At 71.2% G+C, this 23,174-nt stretch carries 22 protein-coding genes; 4 read left to right on the top strand and 18 right to left on the bottom strand.

Translation table 11 applies throughout. The features are described 5' to 3' along the window. Nucleotides 1–13 precede the first annotated feature (13 nt). From HPS36_RS05795 to HPS36_RS05770, 6 genes are all read right to left on the bottom strand, one after another. Entirely contained in the window at nt 14–457 is a 444-nt protein-coding gene (locus tag HPS36_RS05795; RefSeq protein WP_137717574.1) for a metal-dependent transcriptional regulator, read from the bottom strand. 43 nt (nt 458–500) lie between these two features. Beyond that, nucleotides 501–986 (bottom strand): ferritin family protein, encoded by a 486-nt coding sequence (locus HPS36_RS05790; protein WP_173229065.1) that lies wholly within the window; start codon nt 984–986, stop codon nt 501–503. Nucleotides 987–1,139: 153 nt separating this feature from the next. After that, entirely contained in the window at nt 1,140–2,354 is a 1,215-nt protein-coding gene (gene sufD / locus HPS36_RS05785; protein ID WP_121563544.1) for a Fe-S cluster assembly protein SufD, read from the bottom strand. A 1-nt stretch (nt 2,355) separates the two neighbouring features. After that, entirely contained in the window at nt 2,356–3,786 is a 1,431-nt protein-coding gene (gene sufB / locus HPS36_RS05780) for a Fe-S cluster assembly protein SufB (RefSeq protein WP_121563545.1), read from the bottom strand. A 52-nt stretch (nt 3,787–3,838) separates the two neighbouring features. Then, nucleotides 3,839–4,759 carry an ABC transporter ATP-binding protein gene (locus HPS36_RS05775; protein ID WP_173229063.1) on the bottom strand — a complete coding sequence of 307 codons (921 nt, stop codon included), beginning with the start codon at nt 4,757–4,759 and terminating at the stop codon, nt 3,839–3,841. Nucleotides 4,760–4,904: 145 nt separating this feature from the next. Then, nucleotides 4,905–7,727 (bottom strand): DNA-directed DNA polymerase, encoded by a 2,823-nt coding sequence (locus HPS36_RS05770; protein WP_173229061.1) that lies wholly within the window; start codon nt 7,725–7,727, stop codon nt 4,905–4,907. Nucleotides 7,728–7,829: 102 nt separating this feature from the next. Between HPS36_RS05770 and HPS36_RS05765 the strand changes: the two genes are divergently transcribed. The 3 genes from HPS36_RS05765 to HPS36_RS05755 all read left to right on the top strand — a co-directional run bounded on the left by HPS36_RS05765 (nt 7,830) and on the right by HPS36_RS05755 (nt 9,008). Next, nucleotides 7,830–8,003: a DUF7331 family protein gene (locus tag HPS36_RS05765; protein WP_167551914.1), complete on the top strand. Its 174-nt coding sequence runs from the start codon at nt 7,830–7,832 to the stop codon at nt 8,001–8,003. 112 nt (nt 8,004–8,115) lie between these two features. After that, on the top strand, nt 8,116–8,541 hold the full coding sequence (locus HPS36_RS05760; protein WP_173229059.1) for a DUF7322 domain-containing protein: 426 nt from the start codon (nt 8,116–8,118) through the stop codon (nt 8,539–8,541). A 26-nt stretch (nt 8,542–8,567) separates the two neighbouring features. Further along, entirely contained in the window at nt 8,568–9,008 is a 441-nt protein-coding gene (locus HPS36_RS05755; protein ID WP_173229057.1) for a DUF7346 family protein, read from the top strand. A 36-nt stretch (nt 9,009–9,044) separates the two neighbouring features. Here the strand turns inward: HPS36_RS05755 and rad50 are convergent, their stop codons facing one another. The 4 genes from rad50 to HPS36_RS05735 form a co-directional block, all read right to left on the bottom strand. Next, nucleotides 9,045–11,738: a DNA double-strand break repair ATPase Rad50 gene (gene rad50 / locus HPS36_RS05750; protein ID WP_173229055.1), complete on the bottom strand. Its 2,694-nt coding sequence runs from the start codon at nt 11,736–11,738 to the stop codon at nt 9,045–9,047. After that, nucleotides 11,735–13,153: a DNA double-strand break repair protein Mre11 gene (gene mre11, locus HPS36_RS05745; protein ID WP_173229053.1), complete on the bottom strand. Its 1,419-nt coding sequence runs from the start codon at nt 13,151–13,153 to the stop codon at nt 11,735–11,737. Before mre11 ends, rad50 begins: the two co-directional genes overlap by 4 nt. Then, entirely contained in the window at nt 13,150–13,536 is a 387-nt protein-coding gene (locus HPS36_RS05740) for a hypothetical protein (protein WP_173229051.1), read from the bottom strand. The genes mre11 and HPS36_RS05740 overlap by 4 nt, the downstream gene beginning before the upstream one ends. Nucleotides 13,537–13,619: 83 nt before the next feature. Continuing rightward, a complete protein-coding gene (locus HPS36_RS05735; RefSeq protein WP_121563554.1) occupies nt 13,620–13,883 on the bottom strand; it encodes a MarR family transcriptional regulator in 264 nt (87 codons plus the stop codon). Nucleotides 13,884–14,075: 192 nt separating this feature from the next. Between HPS36_RS05735 and pan1 the strand changes: the two genes are divergently transcribed. Continuing rightward, nucleotides 14,076–15,293, top strand: a complete 1,218-nt coding sequence (pan1, locus tag HPS36_RS05730) for a proteasome-activating nucleotidase Pan1 (RefSeq protein WP_137717564.1) — start codon at nt 14,076–14,078, stop codon at nt 15,291–15,293. A 55-nt stretch (nt 15,294–15,348) separates the two neighbouring features. On the opposite strand, the gene HPS36_RS16980 is transcribed toward pan1, so the two are convergent. The 8 genes from HPS36_RS16980 to HPS36_RS05695 form a co-directional block, all read right to left on the bottom strand. Continuing rightward, a complete protein-coding gene (locus HPS36_RS16980; protein ID WP_255409713.1) occupies nt 15,349–15,480 on the bottom strand; it encodes a hypothetical protein in 132 nt (43 codons plus the stop codon). Nucleotides 15,481–15,563: 83 nt separating this feature from the next. Continuing rightward, on the bottom strand, nt 15,564–16,739 hold the full coding sequence (locus HPS36_RS05725) for a DHH family phosphoesterase (RefSeq protein WP_173229049.1): 1,176 nt from the start codon (nt 16,737–16,739) through the stop codon (nt 15,564–15,566). A 121-nt stretch (nt 16,740–16,860) separates the two neighbouring features. Continuing rightward, nucleotides 16,861–17,763, bottom strand: a complete 903-nt coding sequence (locus HPS36_RS05720; protein ID WP_173229047.1) for an NAD-dependent epimerase/dehydratase family protein — start codon at nt 17,761–17,763, stop codon at nt 16,861–16,863. Continuing rightward, on the bottom strand, nt 17,760–18,212 hold the full coding sequence (locus tag HPS36_RS05715; protein ID WP_173229045.1) for a DUF5791 family protein: 453 nt from the start codon (nt 18,210–18,212) through the stop codon (nt 17,760–17,762). Before HPS36_RS05715 ends, HPS36_RS05720 begins: the two co-directional genes overlap by 4 nt. 69 nt (nt 18,213–18,281) lie before the next feature. Next, the gene (locus HPS36_RS05710) at nt 18,282–21,509 is read right to left on the bottom strand and encodes a DUF7286 family protein (protein WP_173229043.1); all 3,228 of its coding nucleotides are present in this window, start codon (nt 21,507–21,509) and stop codon (nt 18,282–18,284) included. After that, nucleotides 21,503–22,162 carry a DUF7284 family protein gene (locus tag HPS36_RS05705; RefSeq protein ID WP_173229041.1) on the bottom strand — a complete coding sequence of 220 codons (660 nt, stop codon included), beginning with the start codon at nt 22,160–22,162 and terminating at the stop codon, nt 21,503–21,505. The genes HPS36_RS05710 and HPS36_RS05705 overlap by 7 nt, the downstream gene beginning before the upstream one ends. Beyond that, nucleotides 22,153–22,626: a DUF7285 family protein gene (locus HPS36_RS05700; RefSeq protein WP_173229039.1), complete on the bottom strand. Its 474-nt coding sequence runs from the start codon at nt 22,624–22,626 to the stop codon at nt 22,153–22,155. Before HPS36_RS05700 ends, HPS36_RS05705 begins: the two co-directional genes overlap by 10 nt. Nucleotides 22,627–22,632: 6 nt before the next feature. Then, nucleotides 22,633–23,133 carry a DUF7283 family protein gene (locus tag HPS36_RS05695; RefSeq protein WP_173229037.1) on the bottom strand — a complete coding sequence of 167 codons (501 nt, stop codon included), beginning with the start codon at nt 23,131–23,133 and terminating at the stop codon, nt 22,633–22,635. Nucleotides 23,134–23,174 lie beyond the last annotated feature (41 nt).

Raw genomic sequence — 23,174 nt, 5'->3', positions numbered from 1 at the left:
CCCGCGGCGGTCCTTACTGCTGTTCCGGCTCGACCGGCGCCGCCGCGACCTCTAAGCACGCGCAGGCGTCGGTCTCGGGGTCGAAACAGTCCGGACACTCCGGCTGGCGGTCGATGATCGTGTCGAGCCGCTCGGCCACCGTGTCGTCGATGACCGCCTCAAGCTCGCGGGCCTCCGCCTGGAAGTCCTCGACCGCGAGGACGTTGGCGAGGAAGCGCTCGATGATACAGTACGTCTGGAGGGCGTCCCGCGCGCGGACGATGCCGTCGTCGGTGAGACGCACGCCCTTGTACTTCTCGTGTTCTGCGAGCCCCCGCTCTTCGAGCTTGCCGATCATCTCGTTGGCGCTGGCCGGGCTGACGCCGAGCGCGTCGGCGATCGACCCGGTCGAGGCGGGCCCGTCCTCTTCGTCCTGTACGACGTATATCGTCTTGAGGTACTGATCTGCGGTGTTCACGGCTGTCCTCCGTCGGCGCTCGTCGGCGACTCGTCTGCCCGGTTCATCGGCGCTCCATGACCTCCGTGACCTCGCGCACTCCCTCGGCCTCCTCGTCGCGGATCGCCGTCAGGGTCGCGATCAGCTCATCGCGGTCGATCGAGAACGCCGCGTCGGAGTCCTCGATCGCCTCGATGAGGTCGTCGTAGAACTTGTACGCCGTCTCCTCGTTGCACAGCTGGTCGTACAGCACGTCGTCGAAGTCCTCCGGTCGCGTCCGCCCGTAGCGGGCGTCGACCAGCGACTCGATCTCGTCGAACGGGACGCTGTCGACGCCGAGCCCCTCGATGAGCGCCTCCAAGCGCTCGCGGTGGTCGGCCGACTCCTCGGCGGCGTCCGCGAGCAGCGTCTCCACCTCCTCGTCGAGCTCGGCGTCCAGCTGCTGGTAGTGGCGGTGCGTTCGCGCTTCGACGACCTCCTCGAGCACGATGCCGATCTGGAGCAGCCGCGCGAGCTGGTCGTCGGAGGCGACCCGCTGGCTCACGCTCACCGCGACCACCCGAGACGGCGCGATACGCGGGTTCGCATACCACCGACTCGGGCGTCGTCGGTCTTAAGCGGTTCCCCTCGCGCGCCGGTCGCTCAGTCGGCGCGTCGGGCGTCGAAAAAATCCGTTCGGCGGGCGGGCCGCGAGCGCCGACCGTTACTGGAGGCGCTCGAAGACGAGCTCCTCGACGTCGTCGCGGAACTCGTCGACCGCGATCTCCTCTAAGACGGGCACGAAGAAGCCCTCGACGAGCATGTTCCGGGCCGTCCGCGAGTCGATCGAGCGGCTCTCGAGGTAGAACAGGTCCTCGGCGTCGACCTGCCCGACCGTCGCGGAGTGGGAGGCCTCGGTGTCGTGGTTGTGGATGATCAGCTTCGGCGACGCGTCCGCCTCGGCGTCGTCCGACAGCATCAGCGTGTTCTCGCGCTGGTAGCTGGAGGTGTTCCACGCGTCCTCGCCGACGTCCTGGACGCCCTCGTAGACGGAGCGGGCGACGTCGTCGAGCACGCCGCGGGTGACCAGGTCGGCGGTCGTCTGCTCGGCCTGGTGCCACACGCGGGCGTTGATGTCGAAGTGCTGGTCGTCCGTGCCGAAGAACGTCCCGACGATCTGGCTCTCGGAGCCGTCGCCGTTCAGGTCGGTCTCGATGTCGGACCGGGTGAGCTTCGAGCCGAAGTTGCTCTCGATCCAGTCGATCGTCGCGTAGGTGTCCGTCACGCCGCGCTTCAGCGAGTAGGTGTACGCGTCCGCGTCGAGGTTCTGGAGCGAGCCGAACTGGACGTTCGCGTTCTCGCCCGCGACGACCTCGACGAGGTTCGAGAAGTACCGGTCGTCGTCGACCTCGGCGTCACCGGTCTCGATCGACTCGAGGATCGTCACCGACGACGACTCCTCGGCGACGACGAGCGTCTGGCTGAACAGCGAGCGGGAGTTCATCTCCGCGCGCACCGTCACGTCCTCGACGTCGACGCCCTCGGGGACGTAGACGAACGTCCCGGTGGTGAAGAGCGCGACCGAAAGCGCGGTGAGGTAGTTGTGTTCGGGGTCGAGGACGGAGCCGAAGTTCGCCTCGATCACGTCGCCGTACTCGGCGAGCGCCTCGGTGAACGGCAGGACGACGACCTCGTCGTCGCCCGCGGTCCGCTCGGTCTCGTCGGCCTGGTTCAGCGGGTCGACGAGCGCCTCGAAGTCCAGCGCCTCCAGGTCGGTCCAGCGGCGCCCCGGCGTCTGGATGACGTCGGGCAGCTCCGCGGTCTCCAGCGCGGACAGCGCGTTCAGCCGGGTCTCCAGGAGCCACTCGGGCTCGTCGCGTTCGTCGGCGATGCGTCGTACCGTCTCCTCCGAGAGGCTCTCTAGTTGCTTCGTGCTCATGTTATCCGAGCGAACCCTCCATCTCCAGCTCGACGAGCCGGTTCAGCTCGACGGCGTACTCGATCGGCAGCTCCTCCGTGATCGGCTCGATGAAGCCCGAGACGATCATCTGCTTGGCGTCGTCGTCGTCGAGACCGCGCGACTGGAGGTAGAAGATGTCCTCGTCGCCGATCTTCCCGACGGTCGCCTCGTGGGCGACGTCGACCTTCGACTCGTTGATCTCCATGTACGGCATCGTGTCGGAGGTCGACTCGTTGTCGAACATCAGCGCGTCGCACTCCACGGCCGTCGAGGAGTTCTCCGCGCCGTCCGCGATGTGGACGAGGCCGCGGTAGTTGGTGCGGCCGCCGTCCTTCGCGATCGACTTCGACTCGACGGTGGACTTCGTGTTCGGCGCGTTGTGGTACACCTTCGCGCCGGTGTCGATGTCCTGCCCCTCGCCCGCGAAGGCGATGGTGATGTGGTTGTCGGAGGCGCCGCGGCCCTTCAGGATCGTCGACGGGTACAGCATCGTCGCCTTCGACCCCATCGACCCGGATATCCACTCCATGCGCCCGCCCTTCTCGGCGATGGCGCGCTTCGTGTTCAGGTTGTACGTGTTCTTCGACCAGTTCTGGACGGTCGAGTACTGGACGTGGGCGTCCTCGCCGACGAACACTTCCACGCCGCCCGAGTGGAGGTTGAACGCCGAGTACTTCGGGGCGGAACAGCCCTCGATGTAGTGGACCTCGGAGCCCTCCTCCGCGATGATGAGCGTGTGCTCGAACTGGCCCATCCCCTCGGAGTTCATCCGGAAGTACGCCTGGACCGGCATCTCCACGGTGGTGTTCTCCGGGACGTAGACGAACGAGCCGCCGGACCAGATGGCGCCGTGAAGCGCCGCGAACTTGTTGTCGCTCGGGGGGACGCACTTCGTCATGAAGTGCTCGCGGACGATCTCCTCGTGCTCCTGGACGGCCTTGTCCATGTCACAGAAGATGACGCCCTTCTCCTCCCACCGCTCCTGCATGTTCTGGTAGACGATCTCGGACTCGTACTGCGCGCCGACGCCCGAGAGCGCGTTCTTCTCGGCCTCCGGGATGCCCAGCTTGTCGAAGGTGTCCTGGATCTCCTCGGGGAGGTCCTCCCAGCTGTCCGCGCCGCCGCGGGTCTCGATGTCCGGGCGGATGTAGGGAACGATCTCGTCGATGTCGACCTCCGAGAGGTCCGGCTGCCCGGGCCAGTCGGTCGGCATCGGCATCTCTTGGAACTGCTCGAGCGCACGCAGGCGGCGCTCTAACATCCACTCCGGTTCGTCCTTGTCCTCCGAGATGACGCGGACCGTCTCCTCGGTGAGGCCCTTCTCGCTTTTGAAGGCGGACTTCTCCTCCTTCTTGAACTCGAAGCGGGCCTCGGTGTCTGTCTCCTTGAGGTCGTCCTGTTGTGAACTCATAGTGTATTGTTACGGATTCCCGTGTTTACGTGTGTCGCGTGCCCGCATTCGGTTACGCCGCCTCGAAGGCGTCCTCGCGGACCCAGTCGTACCCCTCGTCCTCCAGCTTCTCGGCGAGCTCCGCGCCGCCGCTCTTGACGACTTCGCCGTCGAGCATGACGTGGACGTGGTCGGGCTCGACGTAGTCGAGGATGCGCTGGTAGTGGGTGATCTGGAGGATGCCCGTGCCCTGCTCGTCGCGGAGCGCGTTGATCCCCTTCGAGACGTCCTTCAGGCGGTCGATGTCGAGCCCGGAGTCGATCTCGTCGAGCACGGCGACCGACGGCTCTAACATCGCGGCCTGGAGGACCTCGTTCTGCTTCTTCTCGCCGCCGGAGAAGCCGGCGTTGAGGTACCGCTGCATGAACTTCTCGTCCATGTCGAGCAGCTCCATCTTCTCGGAGAGGATCTCCTGGAACTCGGCGACGCCGATCTCGCCGTCGTCCGCGGGCCCCTCCATCGGGGAGGTCTCGTACCCCTCGTCGTCCTCGTCGGCCTCGGCCGACTCCTCGTCCTCGTCCTCGAACAGCTCCTCGCGCTCGTCGGCCTTCGCGTTGAGGGCCTGGCGGAGGAAGTTCGTCATGGTGACGCCCTCGATCTCAGCGGGGTACTGGAAGCCGAGGAAGATGCCGAGCGCGGCGCGCTCGTTCGGCTCCAGCTCCAGGAGCTCCCAGTGGTAATCCTCGTCGTCGAGGTCGGCGTCCACGTCGGCGACGTCTTCCTCGTCGAGGTGGAGGGAGATTGACCCGTCGGTCACCTCGTAGGCCGGATGGCCGGCGATCACCTTCGCCAGCGTCGACTTGCCCGAGCCGTTGGGACCCATCAGCGCGTGGATGTCCCCGGACTCGACGGTCAGGTCGACGCCGCGAAGGATCCGTTCACCGCCCTCTTCGGCCACTCGTGCCCGAAGGTCGTTGATTTCGAGAGTTGCCATTGTGTTCTCGTGCCTCGTGTGCGAACAGTGGGTGTTGCGGGGGTTAACGGTTACGCATCTCCGCCTCAAAAATCGCAGATCGACCAAGAAATTTTCTTCCGATCGAAAAGTGCTTTCGACGACCGGCGTTTCGCCTCGCCGTCGGTCACATGAACGAGCCGAGCCCCGTCTGCTCTTGGCCCGTCTTGACCTCCTCCCACGACATGCCGAGCGCCTCTATCACGCGCTCTATCGGTCCTTTGAGGGTCTTGTCGAGCATCTTCTCCCAGTCGACCTCGAACTCGTCGGGGACCTGGTCGGCGTACTCGAAGCAGATCACGTCCGGGTCGCGTTTGAACTCCCCGTAGAGGTGGTCCCGCTGGGGGTCGAGCCCCTCCTCGTCTTCCATCCGCGCCCAGAAGTCCGGGTGGACCTTCTCGATGTAGAGCCGCTTCGGCTTCGACCCGCTGCCGAAGTTCGTCCCGAGCATGAGGTTGGCGTACTTCGCGCCGCGGACCTGCGCGGTCGGCGTGTCGTAGGCGTCGAGCTTCTTGCCGATGCCGCCGGGGATCCCGACCTCGTCGAGGTCCACGTCGCCGTCGAGCACCCGCGCGATGACGTCGACGAGGTACTCCTTGACCTCCTCCATGTCGTCGTCGATGTCGTCGCCCGTGACGATGGTCTCGATGACGTTCTGCTGGACCTCCTTCGTGATGCCGGCGATGTCCGAGCGCTTGTACTCGAAGCCGGTGATGTCGATGTCGTCGACGTCTTTCCCCTCCTTCCAGACGATGTGACCCGCGTACCGCTTCTTCTTGCCCGCCTGGAAGAACCGCCGGTAGAGCTTCTCGAACTCGATCTGGAAGCGGTGTTCGTCGGCGTTGAGCTCTTCGCGCGCGAAGTCGTCGTAGCGCTCGTTGATGTGGTCCTCTATCTCGAAGGAGGTCTCTATCGCCTCCTCCTTCGACATGTCAGAAAGAGACAACATGACCGAATCGGTATCCCCATAAGCAACCTGATAATTAAGCTCTTCTGCGGCCTCCTCGGTAAAGTCGATGACTTCGCGACCGGTCGCTGTGACGGCTGCTGCGCCCTCTTTGTCGTAAAGACGGAACCGATCCCACCCCGTCACGCCGTAGAGTGAGTTCATAATAACCTTGACAGCTCCCTGCTGCCGGTCGTACTGCTCGTACGGCTCGGTCCCGGGGTCGTGGTCGTTCCGGAGCGCCTTCTTCTCCTCGCGCTCGGAGAGCAGCTCGTCGACCATCTCGCGCATGATGCCGTCCGGCTCCTTCCGGAAGTGGGTCCCGTTGGGCGCGACGTACGTCTCGCCGTCGTACGACGCGGGGTCGACCTTCGTCTCCGGGCCGGCGTTGATCGTCACCATGCACATCGGGTAGAGGCTCTTCAGGTCCTGGACCGTCACCATCTCCTTGACGCCGGTGATCGGGTCGAAGACCGCCCCGCCCTCGAACTCCTCCGACTCCTGTTGGCCCTTCGTCGGGAGCGCGAACTTCCCGAACGCCTTGTGGAGGACGTACATGTCGACCGTGTCGCCGGGCGTCGGCGCGTCCTCGATCTTGCAGCCGACGAAGGTCCGCACCTCGTCCCAGAAGGCGATCACGTCCTGCTTCCGGTCGATCTCGACGCACAGCTCCACGTCGCGGATGCTGTACTCCAGCAGGCGCTCCGGGTCCTGCTCCCAGAGGTCGCCGATGTCGCCCGTGTAGCGCTCCTTCCCGACGCCGAGCTCGCGCTCGCCGACCGCGTCGAGCCGGTACGACTCCAGCTCGGTGAACATCGTGCGCTTGTAGGCGTACAGCAGGTCGAAGACGACCCGTCCCTTCACGTCCGGACCGCCCCACCCGGAGCGCCACACCTCGCCGATCCGGGAGAGCCGGTCGACGTCGAGGTCGTACTGGCTCCCGTCGTCGAGCACCTCCATGCGGTCGAACACGTACGGCATGTCGAAGTCCTCGAAGTTCCAGCCGGTCAGGAGGTCCGGGTCCGTCTCGTCGATGTACTCGACGAACGCGTCGAGCATCGCGGCCTCCTCCTCGAAGGTGCGGACCCGGAAGTCCAGCTCCCCGTCGCCGCCGACGATCCCCTCGTAGTCGGGGAGGTCCTCTGGCGGCGGGATGTCGGCCTCGGGCGCGTCGTACAGCCAGACGACGTACTCGTCGTCGTAGGAGTCATGGCTGGTGAGACAGATGATCGGCTCCTCGCCGTCCTCGGGGAAGCCGCGCCGGTCGTCGACCTCGATGTCGAAGGTGTTCACGCGGAGGTCGGCGTCGACCTCGGCGGGTTCGAGGTGGCCCTCGTGGACCTGGATCGTCCCCTCCCCGTCGTCGAGGCGCCGCTCCTCGACGCGGATTCCGCCGTTGATCCCGTTGTCGATCAGGAAGCGGTTCGGGAACAGGATGTCGGCCTCGAAGCTCGTCTCGAAGTCGTCCCGGATGTTCCCCACGTCGCGGGGCGTCCGGGTGACGATCCGGGTGAGCGGCTCGCCGCGGATGCTCTCGAAGGGCTCGCCGTCCGGGCTCTCCTCGCGGGTCCCGATCACCACGTCGTACTCCTCGACGGGGTCGCGGTCGAGGTCGGCGGTGGGCACGTAGAAGTACGGCTCGACGCCCAGGACGCGGAGGTGTTCGACGACGTCGTGGTCCGGGTCGCCGTCGACGCCTTCGGCCTCCCCGTCGACGTCCTCGGCCGGCCGCCGACCGAACACGTGGACGACCGGGTACTCGTCGCTCCCGTACCCCTCGACGGCGTAGTCGATCTGGGTGATCATCAGCTCGACGGTCCCCGTCGACTCCGGGAACTTCGCCTCGTCGACGTCGACCACGTCGCTGACGTGACCGCGGCCGCCGCCGGCGACGACGGCCGCCTCCTGGGCGGCCAGCTCCTCCCGTTCGGTGTCCGTGTCGCCGTCGGCCCCGTCGCCCGCGTCCCCGATCGACGAGAAGTCCGACAGCCCCGACTGAGTCATATCCGCCCTTCGGCGGCACCCGGCTAAAAAACTCGGCTTTCGGGTGCGGCGAGCTATCCCGCCACGGAAAGGCATATAATGTGTGATGACTTACCACGGTCCATGTCTTCGGACCCACGCTCCGAATCCGAGGTGGCTCGCCCGGCCGACTCCGACGCGGTCGACGCCGAGGTGGAGGCGTACGAAGACGACGGGAACGTGGTGCTTTTCGACGCCGCGAACCCCCTCGCGTGGGTCGAGGCGAGCCGAACCGTCCGGCTCGCCGACGCGGTCTGACGCGGCCCTTCTACTGCCGTCCGCCGCCCCGCCGCACCGCACTCGCTCGCCAGCAGCCGCGGCGCCGCGTCCGGACGGAACCCCTTTGCCCCGGCGCGGCGTACGGCCGGGCGTGTTCAGCCTCGACGAGGACGACGAGGGCGAGATCTCGGTCGGCGAGAGCTCCGACGCCGAGCGGGAGATGACGCCCGACATTCCGCGGGCGCCCTCGGTGAAGTCGTTCGACGACGGCGGCGACTTCGAGGGCGCGAGCGACGTGGACCAGGGCACCCTCCGCGCGTTCGTCGTCGCCGTCATCTACGCCAACGCCGCCGTCCTCCTCGTCGCGCTCGGCCCGATGGTGTGGTTCTTCGAGGGCTGGTCGCGGGTCGGTCCGGCCCTGTTCGTCGTCGGGCTCCTGGCCGGCGTCCGCACCTACCAGACGTACCGGTCGTGGAAGCGGTCGCGAGACGAGGCCGACGGGGAGGGCGACGGCGATCCGGGGTCCGAGGCGGACGGCCGCGACCCCGACCCCGACGCGGCGCCCCCGGAAGCGTAATACCCGGCGAGCGCCCTCCTTCGACCATGCAGACGGTCCGCGACGGCGACGGCGAGACGTACCTCCTCGTGAAGCGCTCCGCCGAGTCGAGCCGCGTGCGGGACCCGGCGACCGGCGCGGAGCGGTACGTCGACAACGACGACCTCCGGGTCGTCGACGGCGAGTCGCCGCTCGCGACCGCCGCCTCCGGCGTGCCGGAACCGGTCCGTCGGACGCTCGGCGCTGTCCGCGACGACCGGTCGCTCGGCCTGCTCGCGGTGGTCGTCGACGAGGGGCCGATCGCCGCTATCGACCTCCTCGACGCGGCCGACATGTGCGAGTCCGACCTCCACGGCGCGCTCTCCGAGTTCCGCGCGGCCGGCCTGGTCGACAAGGCCGAGGTCGCCGGGCGCCGCGGCTACGAGGCCACCCCGGTCGCGGTCGAGGCGCTGGCGCTGCTGCGCGGCGAGTCGGCGGACGACGAGTGACGCGCGCGCCGACCCGCCCGGACCGCGGGCCTCGGCTCAGTCGTCGGCGAGCGACGCCGCCTCGATGTCCGCCGCGTCCTCCCGCCGGACGGTCGAGCGGTTCGAGCGCGGGTCCTTCTCGACGGTGACCAGCTCGTCGGCCGCGCCCACCAGCTCGTCGTCGTGGCTCACGATGACGATCTGGCGCACGCCGAAGCCGCGCATCTCCTCGACGAGCCGGACGAGCCGGGAGACGTGGCCGGAGTCGAGGAACACCGTCGGCTCGTCGAGGATGAGCGGCGGGGTCGGCGCCGCCCCCTCGATCCCCTCCGAGAGCAGCCGGTAGATGGCGCAGCGCAGCGAGAGGTTGAACAGGGCGCGCTCGCCGCCGGAGAGCTGCTCGGGGTCGAGCGGCTCGCCGTCCTTCTGGTAGACGGTGAGGACGTACTCGCCGTCGAGCTCGATGTGCGAGTAGGCGTCGTTGCCGTAGACGAGCTCGAACGTCTCGTTGAGGGTGCGCTCCAGCTCGGCCACGTTGCGCTGGCGGAGCTCCGCGCGCAGGTCGCCGTACATCGACTCCAGCTCGCTCGTCTCCTCGTGGAGGCCCTCCAGCGCGGCCACCCGCTCGCCGAGCGCCTCGCGCTCCTCGCGGAGCTCCTCGAGCTCGCGGAGCTCGCCTTTCACCCCGCCGATCGCGTTCTGGAGTTCCTCGCGGCGCTCGCCGAGGCGGTCGAGCTCCTCGGCGACCCGTTCGAGGTACCGCTCGGCCTCCTGTTTCCGTTCCCTCGCCGTCTCGACCGCGGCCTCGTCGACGGCGTCCGCGAGCTCGTCGCGCCGCTCGCGCTTGTCGGTGAGCCGGTCGCGCCGCTCGTCGTTCACCTCTTCGAGGTTCTCCCGCTTCTCGCGCCGGCGCTCGATCTCGTCCTCCGCGTCCGCGACGGCGGACAGGCGCTCCTCGACCGCCGTCACCGCCTCGCGGGCGTCGTCGATCTCCGTGATCTCGGACTCGAGCTCCTCGACGCGCGCCGCGGCCGCCTCCGCCTCCTCGCGCTTCTGGGCCGCGACCTCGCGCGTCTCCTCGGCCGCGTCTCTGAGTTCGGCGGCGCGCTCGCGCTTCTCCTCGGCCGTCTCCCGCTTCCGGTCCGCCGCCTCGCGCTTCTCCTCGACGCGCGCTTCGAGCGTCTCGACCCGCTCGTCGATCTCGTCGAGCCGGTCGGCCGCGCTCGCGAGCCCGTCGAGCTCCGCGATCCGGTCGTCTAAGTCACCCTCGCGGTCGCGGGCGTCCGCGAGCTCGGCCTCCAGCTCCGCGACGCGCTCGCGGTCCTCGTCGATCCCGCTGGCGTGCGGCGAGTCCTCGACCGGCTGGCCGCACTCCGGACACTTCCCCGCCGCGAGCAGCTCCTCGGCCTCCGCGACGCGCTCGCGGGCGTTCTTCAGCTCCGCCGACAGCTCGGCGATCCGCTCGCGGACCTCGCCGCGCTCGTCGCGCAGCGCGTCCCGCTCCTCGGCGACGCCGTCACAGTCGACGTCGGCGTCCGCGGCCGCGAACCGCTCGCGCAGCTCCTCGGCTTCCTCGCGGAGGTCCGCGACCGACGACTCGGCCTCGTCGGCCTCCGCCGCCGTCGCCTCGGCCTCGTCGGCGAGGTCGTCGGCCTCGGCCTCGATCTCTGCGGCGCGCTCGGTCCGGTCGTCGGCCTTCCCGGCGAGGTTCGTCGCCTGATTGCGGAGCCCCTCGGCGTTCACCCGCTCGTCGTCGAGATCCTCGCGGACCGTCGCCTCCCGCTCGTCGAGCGCCGCGCGGCGGTCGGCGATCGCCTCCTCGGTGGCCGCGTCGAGGCCGGCGTCGTCGAGCCGCCCGTCGATCTCCGACTCGATCTCGTCGATCCGCTCGCGCGTCTCGCGGATCGCGTCGCGGTGGTCGTCGCGCTCGCGCTCGGCCTCGCGGATCGCGGCCTCGATCTCGTCGATCTCCGACTCGACCGCCTCCAGCTTCTCTCGCTTCTCCGCGTGCGTCGACAGCGTCTCGGCGGCCGCGTCGCGCGTCTCCTTCGCCTGGTCCCGCTGCGTCTCGTACCGGTTAATGTCGTCGGTGACCTCGCCCAGTTCGCCCTCCAGCTCGTTGAGCCGCGCGTGGAGGTCGCGGTCCTCCTTCGCGGCGATCTGCTCGTCGAGCTGGTCGAGCCGCCCGCGCCGGTTCTCCAGCACGTCCTCGACGCCGAGCCTGGCGTCGCCGGCGCGCTCGCGGTACTCCTCTAACTTCCCGAGCTGGAGCAGGTCGTCGATCGTGTCCTGCCGCTCCCACGGGGTGGCGTTGATCAGCTTGTTCACCTCGCCCTGCCGGACGTACGCGCAGTTGACGAAGGCCTCGGCGTCCATCCGCAGCAGCTCCGTGACGAACTCGCGGACTGCGCGGGCGCCGTCGCGGGTCACGTCGCTCCCGTCGGTCGACTCGAGCGTACACTGGTGGTCGATCCGGCCGTCGTAGGACTTGAGCCGCCGCTCGACCCGGTAGGAGACGCCGTCGTGGGTGAACCACAGCTCCACCTCCGTCTCCTCCTCGCCGTTCGTGATCACGTCATCGAGGGTCCCGTCGAGCGCCTTGGAGCCGTACAGCGCGAAGAAGCAGGCCTCCAGGAGCGACGACTTCCCGCTGCCGTTGAGCCCGTGGATGACGGTGACCCCCTCGGTCAGCCGCAGGTCGGCGTCGCCGTAGGGCTTGAAGTTCGCGAGGCGGACGCGGTCGAACTTCACAGGTAGTCCTCCATGGAGACCTGGCCGTCCGGCGACGCCGCGTCGGCGTCCGTCGCCTCGGCGGGGTCGGCGTCGGACTCATCGGGCTCGGGTTCGTCGCCGTCCGGTTCGTCGTTGTCCGGTGCGCCATCCTCGGCGTCGTCCGATTCGTCGTTGTCCGGTGCGCCATCCTCGGCGTCGTCCGATTCGTCGTTGTCCGGTGCGCCATCCTCGGCGTCGTCCGATTCGGCAGCCGGTTCGCCGCCGTCGTCGTCATCGGCGGTCTCGGCGTCGGGCTCTACGGCCTCGAACGCGCCGAGGTCCCCGTCGCCGTCGAGCCGCTTCTCGACCCGCCGCTTCACCGTCTCGCGGACGTTCGCGTCCGGGACGGTGTCCTCGCGGACCGCGCTTTCCACGTCGCGCGCGGCGGTCGACAGCGACATCTCGTCGAGGCGGTCGCGGACGGCGTCCTCCGGGTCGGCGAAGCTCACGTCCACCTCGCCGTCGGCGTCGACCTCGCGGCGGTCCGTGACGCGGGCGATGAGCGCGCCCTCGTCGGTCGCGAACTCCTCGACGGCCGCGGGCGTCACCGGGTCGCCCTCCCCGGTGACCTCGACGTGGACGACCGCCTCGGCGAGGTCGTGCTCCCGCACGCGCTCGCGGACCCGCGACTCGCCCTCGCCCTCGCGCAGTTCGACGGAGACGAAGACGAACGGGCGGGTGTCGAGCGCGCGGCGCCGGATCTCGACCCGGTCGTCGCCGCCGGCCGCGTCGGCGTCGAAGACGACGACGTTGTAGCCGCGCCCCTCGCGCTCGCTGGCGCTCGCGCGCTCGGTCGAGCCCGGGTACGTCACCCACGTGTCGGCGACCCGCGCGGTGTCGGGCGTGTGGTTGTCGCCGAGGAGCATCGCGTCGAAGTCGACGTCGCTCTCGGTCAGCACGGTCTCCGTGTCCCAGTCGGCGTAGCCGAACGGCTCGAAGAGGCCGTGCGCGACCAGCGCCGCGTACTCGGCGTCGTGGCCGGCGAACGCGTAGTCGAGGTCGTCGCGCCGCGAGACGGGGACGTGATCGAGACCGTAGAAGGCGGTGTCGCCCACGACGACCGGCTCGTCGCCGAGCCGGGTCGCGAGGCCGAGGCGCTCGAAGAGGTCGAGCCACTGGCCGCCCCGCGTCGACTCGTGGTTGCCGACGACCGCGAGGAACGGGATCCCCGCGTCGTCGAGCCGGCGGAGGACGGAGATGGTCCCCATCAGGTCGCCGAGTTCGGGCCGGCGGTCGTGGAAGAGGTCGCCCGCGTGGACGACGGCGTCGACGCCGTCGTCGACCGCGTCGTCGACCACGGCCTCGAACGCGTCGAGGAAGTCCTGGCGTCGGACCGGCGAGTGGTACTGCGAGTACCCGACGTGGGTGTCGCCGGTGTGGATCACCCGTGTCATCTGTCCGCGTCTTGGCCGGTGTCCGGCTTAGGGATTCCGGGGCCGGAGCGGAAGTGGTCGCGCCCGTCGCCGCGCCGCTCGGGGCCGCCGGCGTCGGTGTCACCGTCCCCGCCGGAACCGTCCGCCGCGCGTCGGAACGCCCGGTACGCGGCCAGCGCCTCGCGGCCGCGCTCGGCGGCGGCCTCGTCGCCCGCGCGCTCCGCGGCGTCGACCGCCTCCGCCAGCCGGTCGAGGCCGACGGCGTCGACGAAGCCGGCCGCCCGGCGGAGGTCGGCGCGCGCGGCGTCCGCCTCGTCGATCACGGCGACGTACGGGCGCCTCGCGGTGTCGGTGCGCGTCGCGAGCGCGGCCAGGGCGCGCTTGACGGCGGTAGTCGAGACCACGGGTCGACTGGCGCGGCATCGGGGATAAACCGTCGCGGACACCCCCTCGACCCTGCGGACCGCGGCGCGGTCCGAACCCCGCCTCAGACCGCCAACGAGTACAGCCGTTTGCGCGCGTCGGTGAAGGAGAACCGGGAGTCGACGACGCCCTCCTCTTCGAGCCGCGACAGGGCGTAGCGGACGGTCCGGGGCGGGAGCAGCGTCTCCTCGGCCAGCTCGCTCTGGGTCAGCGTGTCGTTGTAGTCTAACACCTTCGCGACGAGCTTCGCGCTCGGCGGCAGGTCGCGTACGGCCGCCCAGCGGTCCGCGGCCGCGTCGTCGGCGGTGACGGCATCGGTCGTGCTCATGCGTACCTCGATCGATCGCATGCCGGATAATAATATTTACTATCCTAATTCATTACTGTTGGGCATTTATGTGCCCCGAACCGACCAGTCCGTCCGGCCGAACCTCCCGCGCGTCGCCGTCTCGCCGACGATACTGGCGGCATCGTGCCCCCACCCGAAGCCTCTTATCCGCGAGACGCTTTAATAAGCACAATGAGCGACACCGTCGACGACGTCGATATGCCCTACGACGAGGGAGCGGCGTCGAAACAGGAGAAGATCGACTCCTTACAGGAGCGGCTCGACGTCTTAGAGTCCCAGAACGAGGAGATGCGCGACAAGCTCCTCGACGCCAACGCGGAGAACAACAAGTACCAGCAGAAGCTCGAACGGCTCACCCACGAGAACAAGAAGCTGAAGCAGTCCCCGCTGTTCGTGGCGACGGTCCAGGAGATCACGCCCGACGGCGCCGTGATCAAACAGCACGGCAACAACCAGGAGGCGCTCACCGAGATCACCGACGAGATGCGCGAGAAGCTCGACCCCGACGACCGCGTCGCGGTCAACAACTCGCTGTCGGTGGTCAAGAAGTTAGAGAAGGAGACCGATGTCCGCGCCCGCGTCATGCAGGTCGAGCACTCGCCGGACGTCACCTACGCCGACATCGGCGGGCTCGAAGACCAGATGCAGGAGGTCCGCGAGACCGTCGAGATGCCGCTCGAACACCCCGACATGTTCGAGGACGTGGGCATCACGCCCCCGAGCGGCGTCCTGCTGTACGGGCCGCCCGGAACGGGCAAGACGATGCTCGCGAAGGCCGTCGCCAACGAGACGGACGCGACGTTCATCAAGATGGCCGGCTCCGAGCTGGTCCACAAGTTCATCGGCGAGGGCGCGAAGCTGGTCCGGGACCTGTTCGAGGTCGCCCGCGAGAACCAGCCCGCCGTCCTGTTCATCGACGAGATCGACGCCATCGCCTCGAAGCGGACGGACTCGAAGACCTCGGGCGACGCCGAGGTCCAGCGCACGATGATGCAGCTGCTCTCCGAGATGGACGGCTTCGACGAGCGCGGTGAGGTCCGGATCATCGCCGCGACCAACCGCTTCGACATGCTCGACCCCGCGATCCTCCGCCCCGGCCGCTTCGACCGCCTCATCGAGGTGCCCAAGCCGGAGACCGAGGGCCGCGAGATCATCTTCCAGATCCACACCCGCAACATGAACCTCGCCGACGGCGTCGACTTCGCCGAGCTCGCCGAGCTGACCCCCGACGCGTCCGGCGCCGACATCAAGGCGATCTGTACGGAGGCCGGGATGTTCGCCATCCGCGACGACCGCACGGAGGTCACGCTCGACGACTTCCTCGAGGCCCACGAGAAGCTCCGTCAGGACGAGGAGACGAACGCCGACGACTCGCTGGCGTTCGCCTGATCGCGTCGCGGCCGCTCAGCCCTTTCTCGACCGTCCTCTCCCGTCGAAGCGCTCGTTACAGCGCCGCCACGACGAGGTACGGCGCGACGAAGACCAGCAGGAACACCAGTCCGACCGCGATCCCGTAGCCGGCGCCGACGCCGGCGAGCGCGAGCCAGCCGTCGTCGACCGACGCATCGATGTCCATGTCGGACGCACCGCGGCCCGAGACTTAAATCCGCGCGTCGCGCCGCCGGGGGCGTCGCGGCGACCGTCGGCTCGCCGACCCGGTCACACGTCGCCCGCCATCGCGCGGAACAGCCCGTCGGCGAGCGCGTCGCGGTCGACGGTCTCCGGTTCCCCCTCTCCGGTGGGGTCGACCTCCGGTTCGATCGTCCCGCCGCCCATCCGGGAGTGCCCGCCGCCGTTCCCGTTGTCCACGTCGTCTAACACCGCCGCTATCGCGTTGCCCATGTGGACCCGGTCGTCGCGCGACCGTCCCGAGAGGTGGACGGTCTCGTCGCGCTCGCCGATCACCACGACGGCGCTGACTCCCTCCAGCTGGATCAACTCGTCCGCGGCCTGCGGGATCGCGTCGACGTTGTTCACGCCGCCGACGTCGGCGACCGCGAACGACCCCTCGATCCGACGCCCCGCGATCGCCCGGGCCTTCACCTCCAGCACCTCCGCGTCGACCGCGGGGTTCGCGATGCGGTCGAGCCGGTCCTGGTCGACGCCGGGGTAGAGGTAGGCGGCCGCCGCGAAGTCGGGCTCGCTGGCGCCGACGGTGAGGTGTTTCGTGTCCGCCAAGATCCCGTACAGCAGGCCCGTCGCCGTGTCCGTCGACAGCGTGAGGTCGCTCGACGTCTCGCTCGCGTGCTTGTCCGGCGGGACGGGGACCGCGTCGTTGTCCCGGAAGTACTCGGCGACGACCGACGCGGTCGCGCCGTAGTCCGTCCGCACGTCGGTGAACAGCTCGCCGGCGCCGTCCCCGGGATGGTGGTCGACGACCGCCATCGGCAACACGCCGTCGGCCCCGGCGAACCCCCGCGGCTCGTTGTGGTCGACCAGGACGACCGACTCCGCCGCGAGGTCGCTCACGTGCTCGATCGGCTCCAGTTCGAGGTCGAGGACGGTCCGGAACGCCCGGTTCTCCTGGTGGCGGATCTGACCGGGGTACTGGACGGTGGCGTCGACGTCCACCTGGTCGGCGAGCGAGGCGACCCCGACCGCGGCCGACATCGCGTCGGGGTCCGGGTTCGGGTGCATCAACACCGTGATCTCGTCTTCGGCGGCCAGCAGTCGGCGGAACTTCACCCCGGCCGTCCGCCGGGACCGGAGCACGATCAGGCCAACGCCGACCGCGATCAGGACGACGAGCGCCGCGGCGACGGCGAGTTCGGGGTTCTCCCGAGCCATGGTCGCCGCCTGCGAAAACCGGTCGCCGACCGCGCTCATCGCTCGCATGCGTTGTGGCGAGTCGCTCCCGACACATGAAGGTTCGTTACCGTTCCGACCGACCGAAACCGACGGAACGCCCCGCGATCCCGCGGCCGTGCGGCGGCGCGCCGCGATTCGACGGGGCGGTCTACTCGCTCCGCGCGCGGAACGCGCGCACGGCGTCGCGGTACCCCGACCGGAACGTCGGGTGGGCGAACTCGTAGCCCAGTTCGCGGAGCAGCGCGTTCGAACACCGCTTGCTCGTCCGGATCCGGCGCTCCGCCGCCGCGGAGAGGTCGCCCGCCGCGATCCGCTCGTCCTTCGACAGCTTCTCCGGACGCGGGACGCCGCAGGCGTCGGCGAGCCAGTCGGCGAACGCGTGCTTGTCGACCGGCTCGTCGTCGACGACGAGGACGGCGCGGTCGCGCGCCCGGTCTGCCTCCAGCAGGTGCCGGATCGACCCCGCGGCGTCGTCGCGGTGGACCATGTTCAGGTAGCCGGCCGTCACCGGCCCCTCCACGTACCGCTCCAGCCGGTACCGCTCGGGGCCGTACAGCCCCGCGAACCGGACGACCGTTCCGTCGATCCCGGCCTCCGCCGTCCGCTCGGTCGCGATCCGCTCCGCCTCGGCGAGGACGCGGGTCTTCTCGGTGGTCGGCTCGACCGGCGTCTCCTCGTCGACCCACCCGCCGTCGTGGTCGCCGTACACGCCCGTCGAGGAGGTGTACACCAGCCGGTCCGGCGGCGACGCCCGCGAGCCGTACTCGTCGACGACGTTCGCCAGGCCGTCGACGTACACCGTCCGCGCCGCGTCGGCGCCGCGTCCGCCGGAACTGGCCGCGAAGACGACCGCGTCCGCGTCCGGGAGCGCCGAGAGCGACGCCGGATCGGTCGCGTCCGCGCGGACGGCCTCGACGTCGGGGCCGACGGCTTCGACCGCGTCGAGCCCCGCGTCCGACCGCCGGACGCCGGTGACCGCGTGGCCCCGGGCGGCGAGCTGTTCCGCCAGCGCCAGCCCGACGTACCCGCAGCCGACGACGACGACCTTCATGGCTTGCGTCGCTCGATGACCGCGAGGATCTCGGCGAGCTGCCCGAGCGTCATCCTCGTCCGCCCCTCCAACGCCTGCTGGACCTCCTGGCCGGTGAGGTCGGCGTCGATCTTCGCGGCGATCGCGTCGACGTCGAGGACGGCGGTCGCCATCCCCATCAGCAGGTGGTCGCGCACCTCGGCCACCATCGCGTCGGCGTCTCGGTCCGGGTTCGCCGCCGCGAGGACGGCCGCCGCGTCCGCGAGCGAGAGCGACGCGATCTCTCCCTCGCGGAGGGCGCCCGCGTCCGCCTCGCTCAGCCCGGTCTCCCCGACCAGCCGGTCGGGATCGACCGCCGCGGTCGCCTCCGTCACCATCGCCTCGAAGGCGGCGAGCAACTCCGCCGCCGCCGGCTCGTCGGCGTCGACGTCGGGCCCGGCGCCGCGACCGTCGACGACCTCGTGGAACATACCCTCACTCGGTCGCGCCGTCTCAAAACGCCTGCGGTCGGGCGCGTGCCCGTCGGTTCCCGCGGCCGTTCACCCCGCCGTACACTCGTCTCCGTCCTCCGGCGACGCGGTCAGGGGACCCGGACACGGCCAGCCGGCGGACGTCTCCTCGCGCGTCCCGCCGACGTCGCCCACGCCCGGCGGTCCGGCGGGGACGGCGACGACGACGACCGTCCGCGTCTCGAACGCGACCGGCTCCGTGGCGCCGAGCGCGACCGACTCGCCGTCCACCTCGACGCTGACCGCGCCGGACTCCCGGACGTACTCGAACGGGCGCCCGGGCGTTCCGACGTTCGCTCGGAGGGCGAACCGCGGGTACTCCCCGCGCACCTCGACGTGCCACGCGTTGACCGTCGCCACCCAGTACCCGGGCACGGGCGCGACCGGCAGTCCCGCGCCGACGGTCCGAACAGGCTTCGGCACCCGCTCGTCCGGGACCGACGCGACCGCCTTCCTCGCGCGCCCCTCGATCGCCGACTCGACCCGCTTCCGGCGAACCGCGCGGGACGCGGCGGTCGCCTCGTCGACGAACCGGGCCGGCACGCGGACCGCGTCCCGCCCCGCCTCCGCGCGCGCCTCGACGCGGAGGTGCGCCGCGAGCCCGAGCCGCTCGGCCGACGACAGGGACCCGACCCGTGCCGCCTCGCTCGCGACGCGCTCCGGGTACTCGCCGTCGCCGACCGCGACGGCCCGCTCGCCGAGCGAGTCGTAGTCGGCCGCGACGGCGTCCAGGACCGCCTTCCGCTGCGCGCGAGAGAGGTCCGTCCGCTCCGCGAGCCGCGCCGCCAGCGCCTCGTCGACCCGTCGCAGCGAGGCGTCGACCCGTCCGGCGAGCGCGCGGCGGTCGGCGCGAAGGTCGTCGTCGCCGGCGGCCGCCGCGAGCGCCTCGTCGGCCGCGAGGAGCGCCCGCCCGGCGACGCCGATCCGGACCGTGTCGTCGGTGCCGAGGATCCGGTCCGCGATCCCGCCGGAGACGTCCCCGTACGGGAGCGTGACGTATTTCACGTTCCGTGTCGCGAGCGGTCGCGTCGTCGTGCCGTCGACGCCCGCGACGCGCTCGCCGTCGACCGCCGTCCGCGGGAGGTACCCCGGCGACCCCTCCGGCGCGAACGTGACGGCGCCGCCCGGCCCCCCGCCGCCGACGGCGTAGGTCCCCGGGTCGCGGGCGGCCTCGCGGCTGGCGATCACCTCGCCCACGGGCGGCCCGCCGAACGCGTCGTTCACGCGGTCGAGGACGCCCTCGGTCGCCGCCTCCCGGTCTTCGGCCGCCGATTCCAACTCCGCGACCACGGCGTCGAGGTACGCGACGCGGGCGGCGACGCGCGCCCGGTCGACGGCGCCGTCGTACCTCGCCGGGGCGTCCCGGAGGCGCTCCCGGCGGTCGCGCACGGCCGCGGCGAGGTCCCGGTACGGCGTCGACTCGCCGACCGCCGCGTCGGTCATCGACGCCTCGGTCTCCACCCCGCGGACGCGCTCGGACAGTTCCGAGACGTCCCTCGCAATCCGGTCTACGTCCGCGTCGGAGCGGTCGCCGTACACGACCGTCGACCGCGTCTCGTCGCCGAACTCGACGGCCTCGCGCGCCAGTCGGTCGACATCGCGATCGGTCTCGACGCCGAGTTCCGCCCGCGCGGCCGCCGGGGTGTCCGCGAGGTCCGGACCGTCGACGCCGCGGCCCTCGGCGGCCCCGAACGTCGCCGTCGGCCGATCGGGCGCGTCGACGCGCGGCGCGTACGTTCCGGTCACCGACACGCGGACGTGGTAGCGGTCCGTCGCCTCGTCCCGCGTCACGGCGCGGTCGACGCTCACGTTCGCGACCGTCCCGTTCGGCCCGCGCTCGACGACCCGGCGCTCCCACGTCGCGGTCGCGGTGCGCTCGACGACGACCGTCCGGGTCGCGCGCCCGAACGACACCGACTCGCCCGCCGACACGGTCGCGCCGTCGGTCCCCGTCCGGAGCTCGCTCCCGTCGGTCACGCGGACGCGTTCCGTCCGCGACGCGTCGACGCGGCGCCACGGCTCGGCGAGCCGCGAACGCGGTCGGTCCGGCGACACGGGGCCGCCGTCGACGACCCGCGTCGCCTCCGCCTCCAGTGTCGCCTCGACCCGGTGGCTCGCCCGCAGGATCGATTCGAGGTCGTCGTGGACGCGGGTCGCGGCGCGGTCGGCCGCGTGACCGACCTCGACCGTGGCGGTCTCGCCGGTCGCCTCCCCGCCCGGGTCGAAGGCGGCGTCCTCGCTCGCCGCCGCGTCGCCGGTCGAGGCCCCGGACTCTCCCTCCACGCTCCCGGTCGGCGTCGGCGCTCCGAGGACGGCGTCGGTCCAGGCGGCCTCGCGGACGCCCGTCGGCGCCAGCAGGTCGGTCACGCCGGTCCGGGCGGTCGCCCGGGCGACGCCGCCGCGCGCGTCGGGGTCGCTGGTTCCGAACACGTCCCGCTGGACGCGGACGATGCCGGCGTTCGTCGACAGCTCGACGTGCCGGTTCGCGACGACGTTCTCGACGGGGGCGCCGGCGTACTGGCCGTACCCGCGGGCCCACGCCATCGCGTAGAGGCTGGCGGTGATCTGTCGCCCGAGCCCCGGCCCCTCCACGGGCCCGCGGTTGAGCCGGCGCTCGAACCGCTCGGTCCGCTCGTGAGCGGCCAGCGTCGGGACGGCGACCGTGACCGTCCGCGGTCGCGTCCGGTTGACGACTGTCCGACCGTCCCGGGTCGCGGTCGTCGCGACCCCCTCGAAGGTGACCCGGGCCGCGGTGCCGTTGGCGGCCGGTTCGACGCGGACCCGGTCGCGCGCGGCGACGAGGTCATCCGCTGAGTCGACGAACGGAAGCGACACGTTCGCCGTCACGGCGCCGTGGTTGCTCTCGACCGCGCGCAGCGCCTCCGCGCCGGCGATCGCGAGCCGGACTCGGAACGCGTCCTCGAACGCGGACCCCTCGCGGACCGCTTCGCCCCCCGGCCCGGTCCCCTCCGGCGCGCGCGTCACCGGGGACGCCGCCGCGTCGTGGGCGGCCTCGCGGGCGGCACTCCTGAGCGCGGCGGTGGCGTCGGCGTTGACGCGCTCCACGGCGCGCTCGACGCGGCGGTCCTCTCCCACCAGCCCCTGCTCGGCGAGGCCCGCGGCGTACGCCGAACTCGTCACGAGCAGCAGCACGCCGACGAGCGCGAACGGGACCCGCGCCCGCTCGTCGACGGCGAACGTCCGCGCGCGACCGGCGTTCGGGGACCGACCGCGCCTTCGATTCCCCACGCTCACCACCTCCTGACGACGATCCGAACGACGCCCTCCGACGGGCGGCGCTCGTCGCTCGCATCGCCGAACCCGTCCGGGACCGGCTGTCGGACCACGGCGACGGCGACGTCGGCGGTTCGCGGCGGCTCGGGGCCGACGGCGACCGACCCTCCCGCGTCGTCAACGCCGTGCGCTCGGCCCCGTCCGTCGACCCCCCGCGTCGGAACCGCCGCACCGACGATCGAATGCGGTGACGAGGCGGCCTCACTTCGCGCCGGCGGGGCCCCAGAGTGCCGCCGCGCGTCGCTGCCCGGTGATCCTCCGGCGGAGTCGCTCCGGCTCGCTGTATCGTCGCGCCGGACGGTCGCGTCGACGCGCGTCCGCTGGCCGACCCCCGCCCGGACGGACGCGACGGCCTCGCGGTCGAACGCCCCTTCGGCGTCGCGGACGGCGAGCAGCGCGAGCAGCTCCGCCCGCGTCGCGGTGACGCGCCGCGTGCGGTTCGGCGCGTCCCCGTCCGGGTACGCCACGGTCGCGGTCTCGGTGACGAGTCGGTCGGCGGCGTCGGCCGCGATCGGGCCGTCGGGACCGCCGGCGTCGGTCGCGCCGAGCGCGACGACGCTGGCGGAGACGCACAGCAGCAGCACGGTCACGTCGAGGACGGTGCTGGTCACCGCCACACCACCGCCCGGAGCGTCCCCCGGACGTTCCGTCCCGGCGCCACGCGCACCGTCACCCGCCGCTCGGCGACCGCGACCGCCTCCGGCGACCGGACCCCCGGCGGTCCCGGCGCCTCCGGACCGGACGCGGCCGACCACCGCTCACCGTCCGCCTCCAGTTCGATCGCCGTCGCCGTCCCCGGCGCCTCCGCCCGCCGCAGCCGCTCCGGGTCGACCACGCCCCCGACGGTGACCGCGTCCTCGACGCGGTCGAGCGCCGCCGCCGCGCTCGCCCGGTCCCCGTCGGGCGCCGCGTCCGCGAACGCGCCGGCGTACAGTCCCAGCGCGAGTCCGACGACGATCACCGCGACGAGCGCGGCGATCGGTTCGACGGCGGCGCGATTGGCGGCCGAGAACGGCCGAATTGAGTCCGTCGACGCCCCCGGCGCCGTCGAATCCCCCGGCCTCGCGGAGTCCGGTAACACGCGCGATCACCCCACGAGCGTGACGCGGACGTCGCCGTAGTGTACCCGTCGGACCGTGATCCGCTCCGGCGCCGGCGTCCACGTCGCGTCCGCCGCCCGCGCCCGCTCGGCCGCAGCCGCGAACGCCGCCGGGTCGTCGAACGCCGCGTCCGGCGGCGCGCCGTCGAGCACGCGCCGGAGCCGGGCGTCCGTCACCGCGGCCGGCGCCACGCCCGCCGCCGGCCGGACCACCGGCGTGATCCGCGGCGCGTCGAGCGCCGCACGCGCCGTTCCCCGATCGTCGCCGAGCGAGACGGCGCCCGCCGAGAGCCGGATCCGGTCCGCCGCGATCCCGTGCTCGGCGGTCGCCGGATACTCCCCGTCCGCGACCGAGTCGACCGTGCGCGCGACGCCGTCGGCGTCCGGCGGCGGCGAGGCTGGAAACGCGGCCGCCACGCCGACGGCCGCGACGCTCACGACGGCCAGGCCGAGCCACGCGTACGTGGCGTCGAGGTGGGTCTCGAACATGGCGCGGCTGGCCGCGGTTTGGTATATAAACGATCGGAGTC

The sequence above is a fragment of the Halorubrum salinarum genome (genome assembly GCF_013267195.1).
Classification (GTDB): domain Archaea; phylum Halobacteriota; class Halobacteria; order Halobacteriales; family Haloferacaceae; genus Halorubrum; species Halorubrum salinarum.
This window is presented reverse-complemented; position numbering and strand designations above follow the sequence as displayed.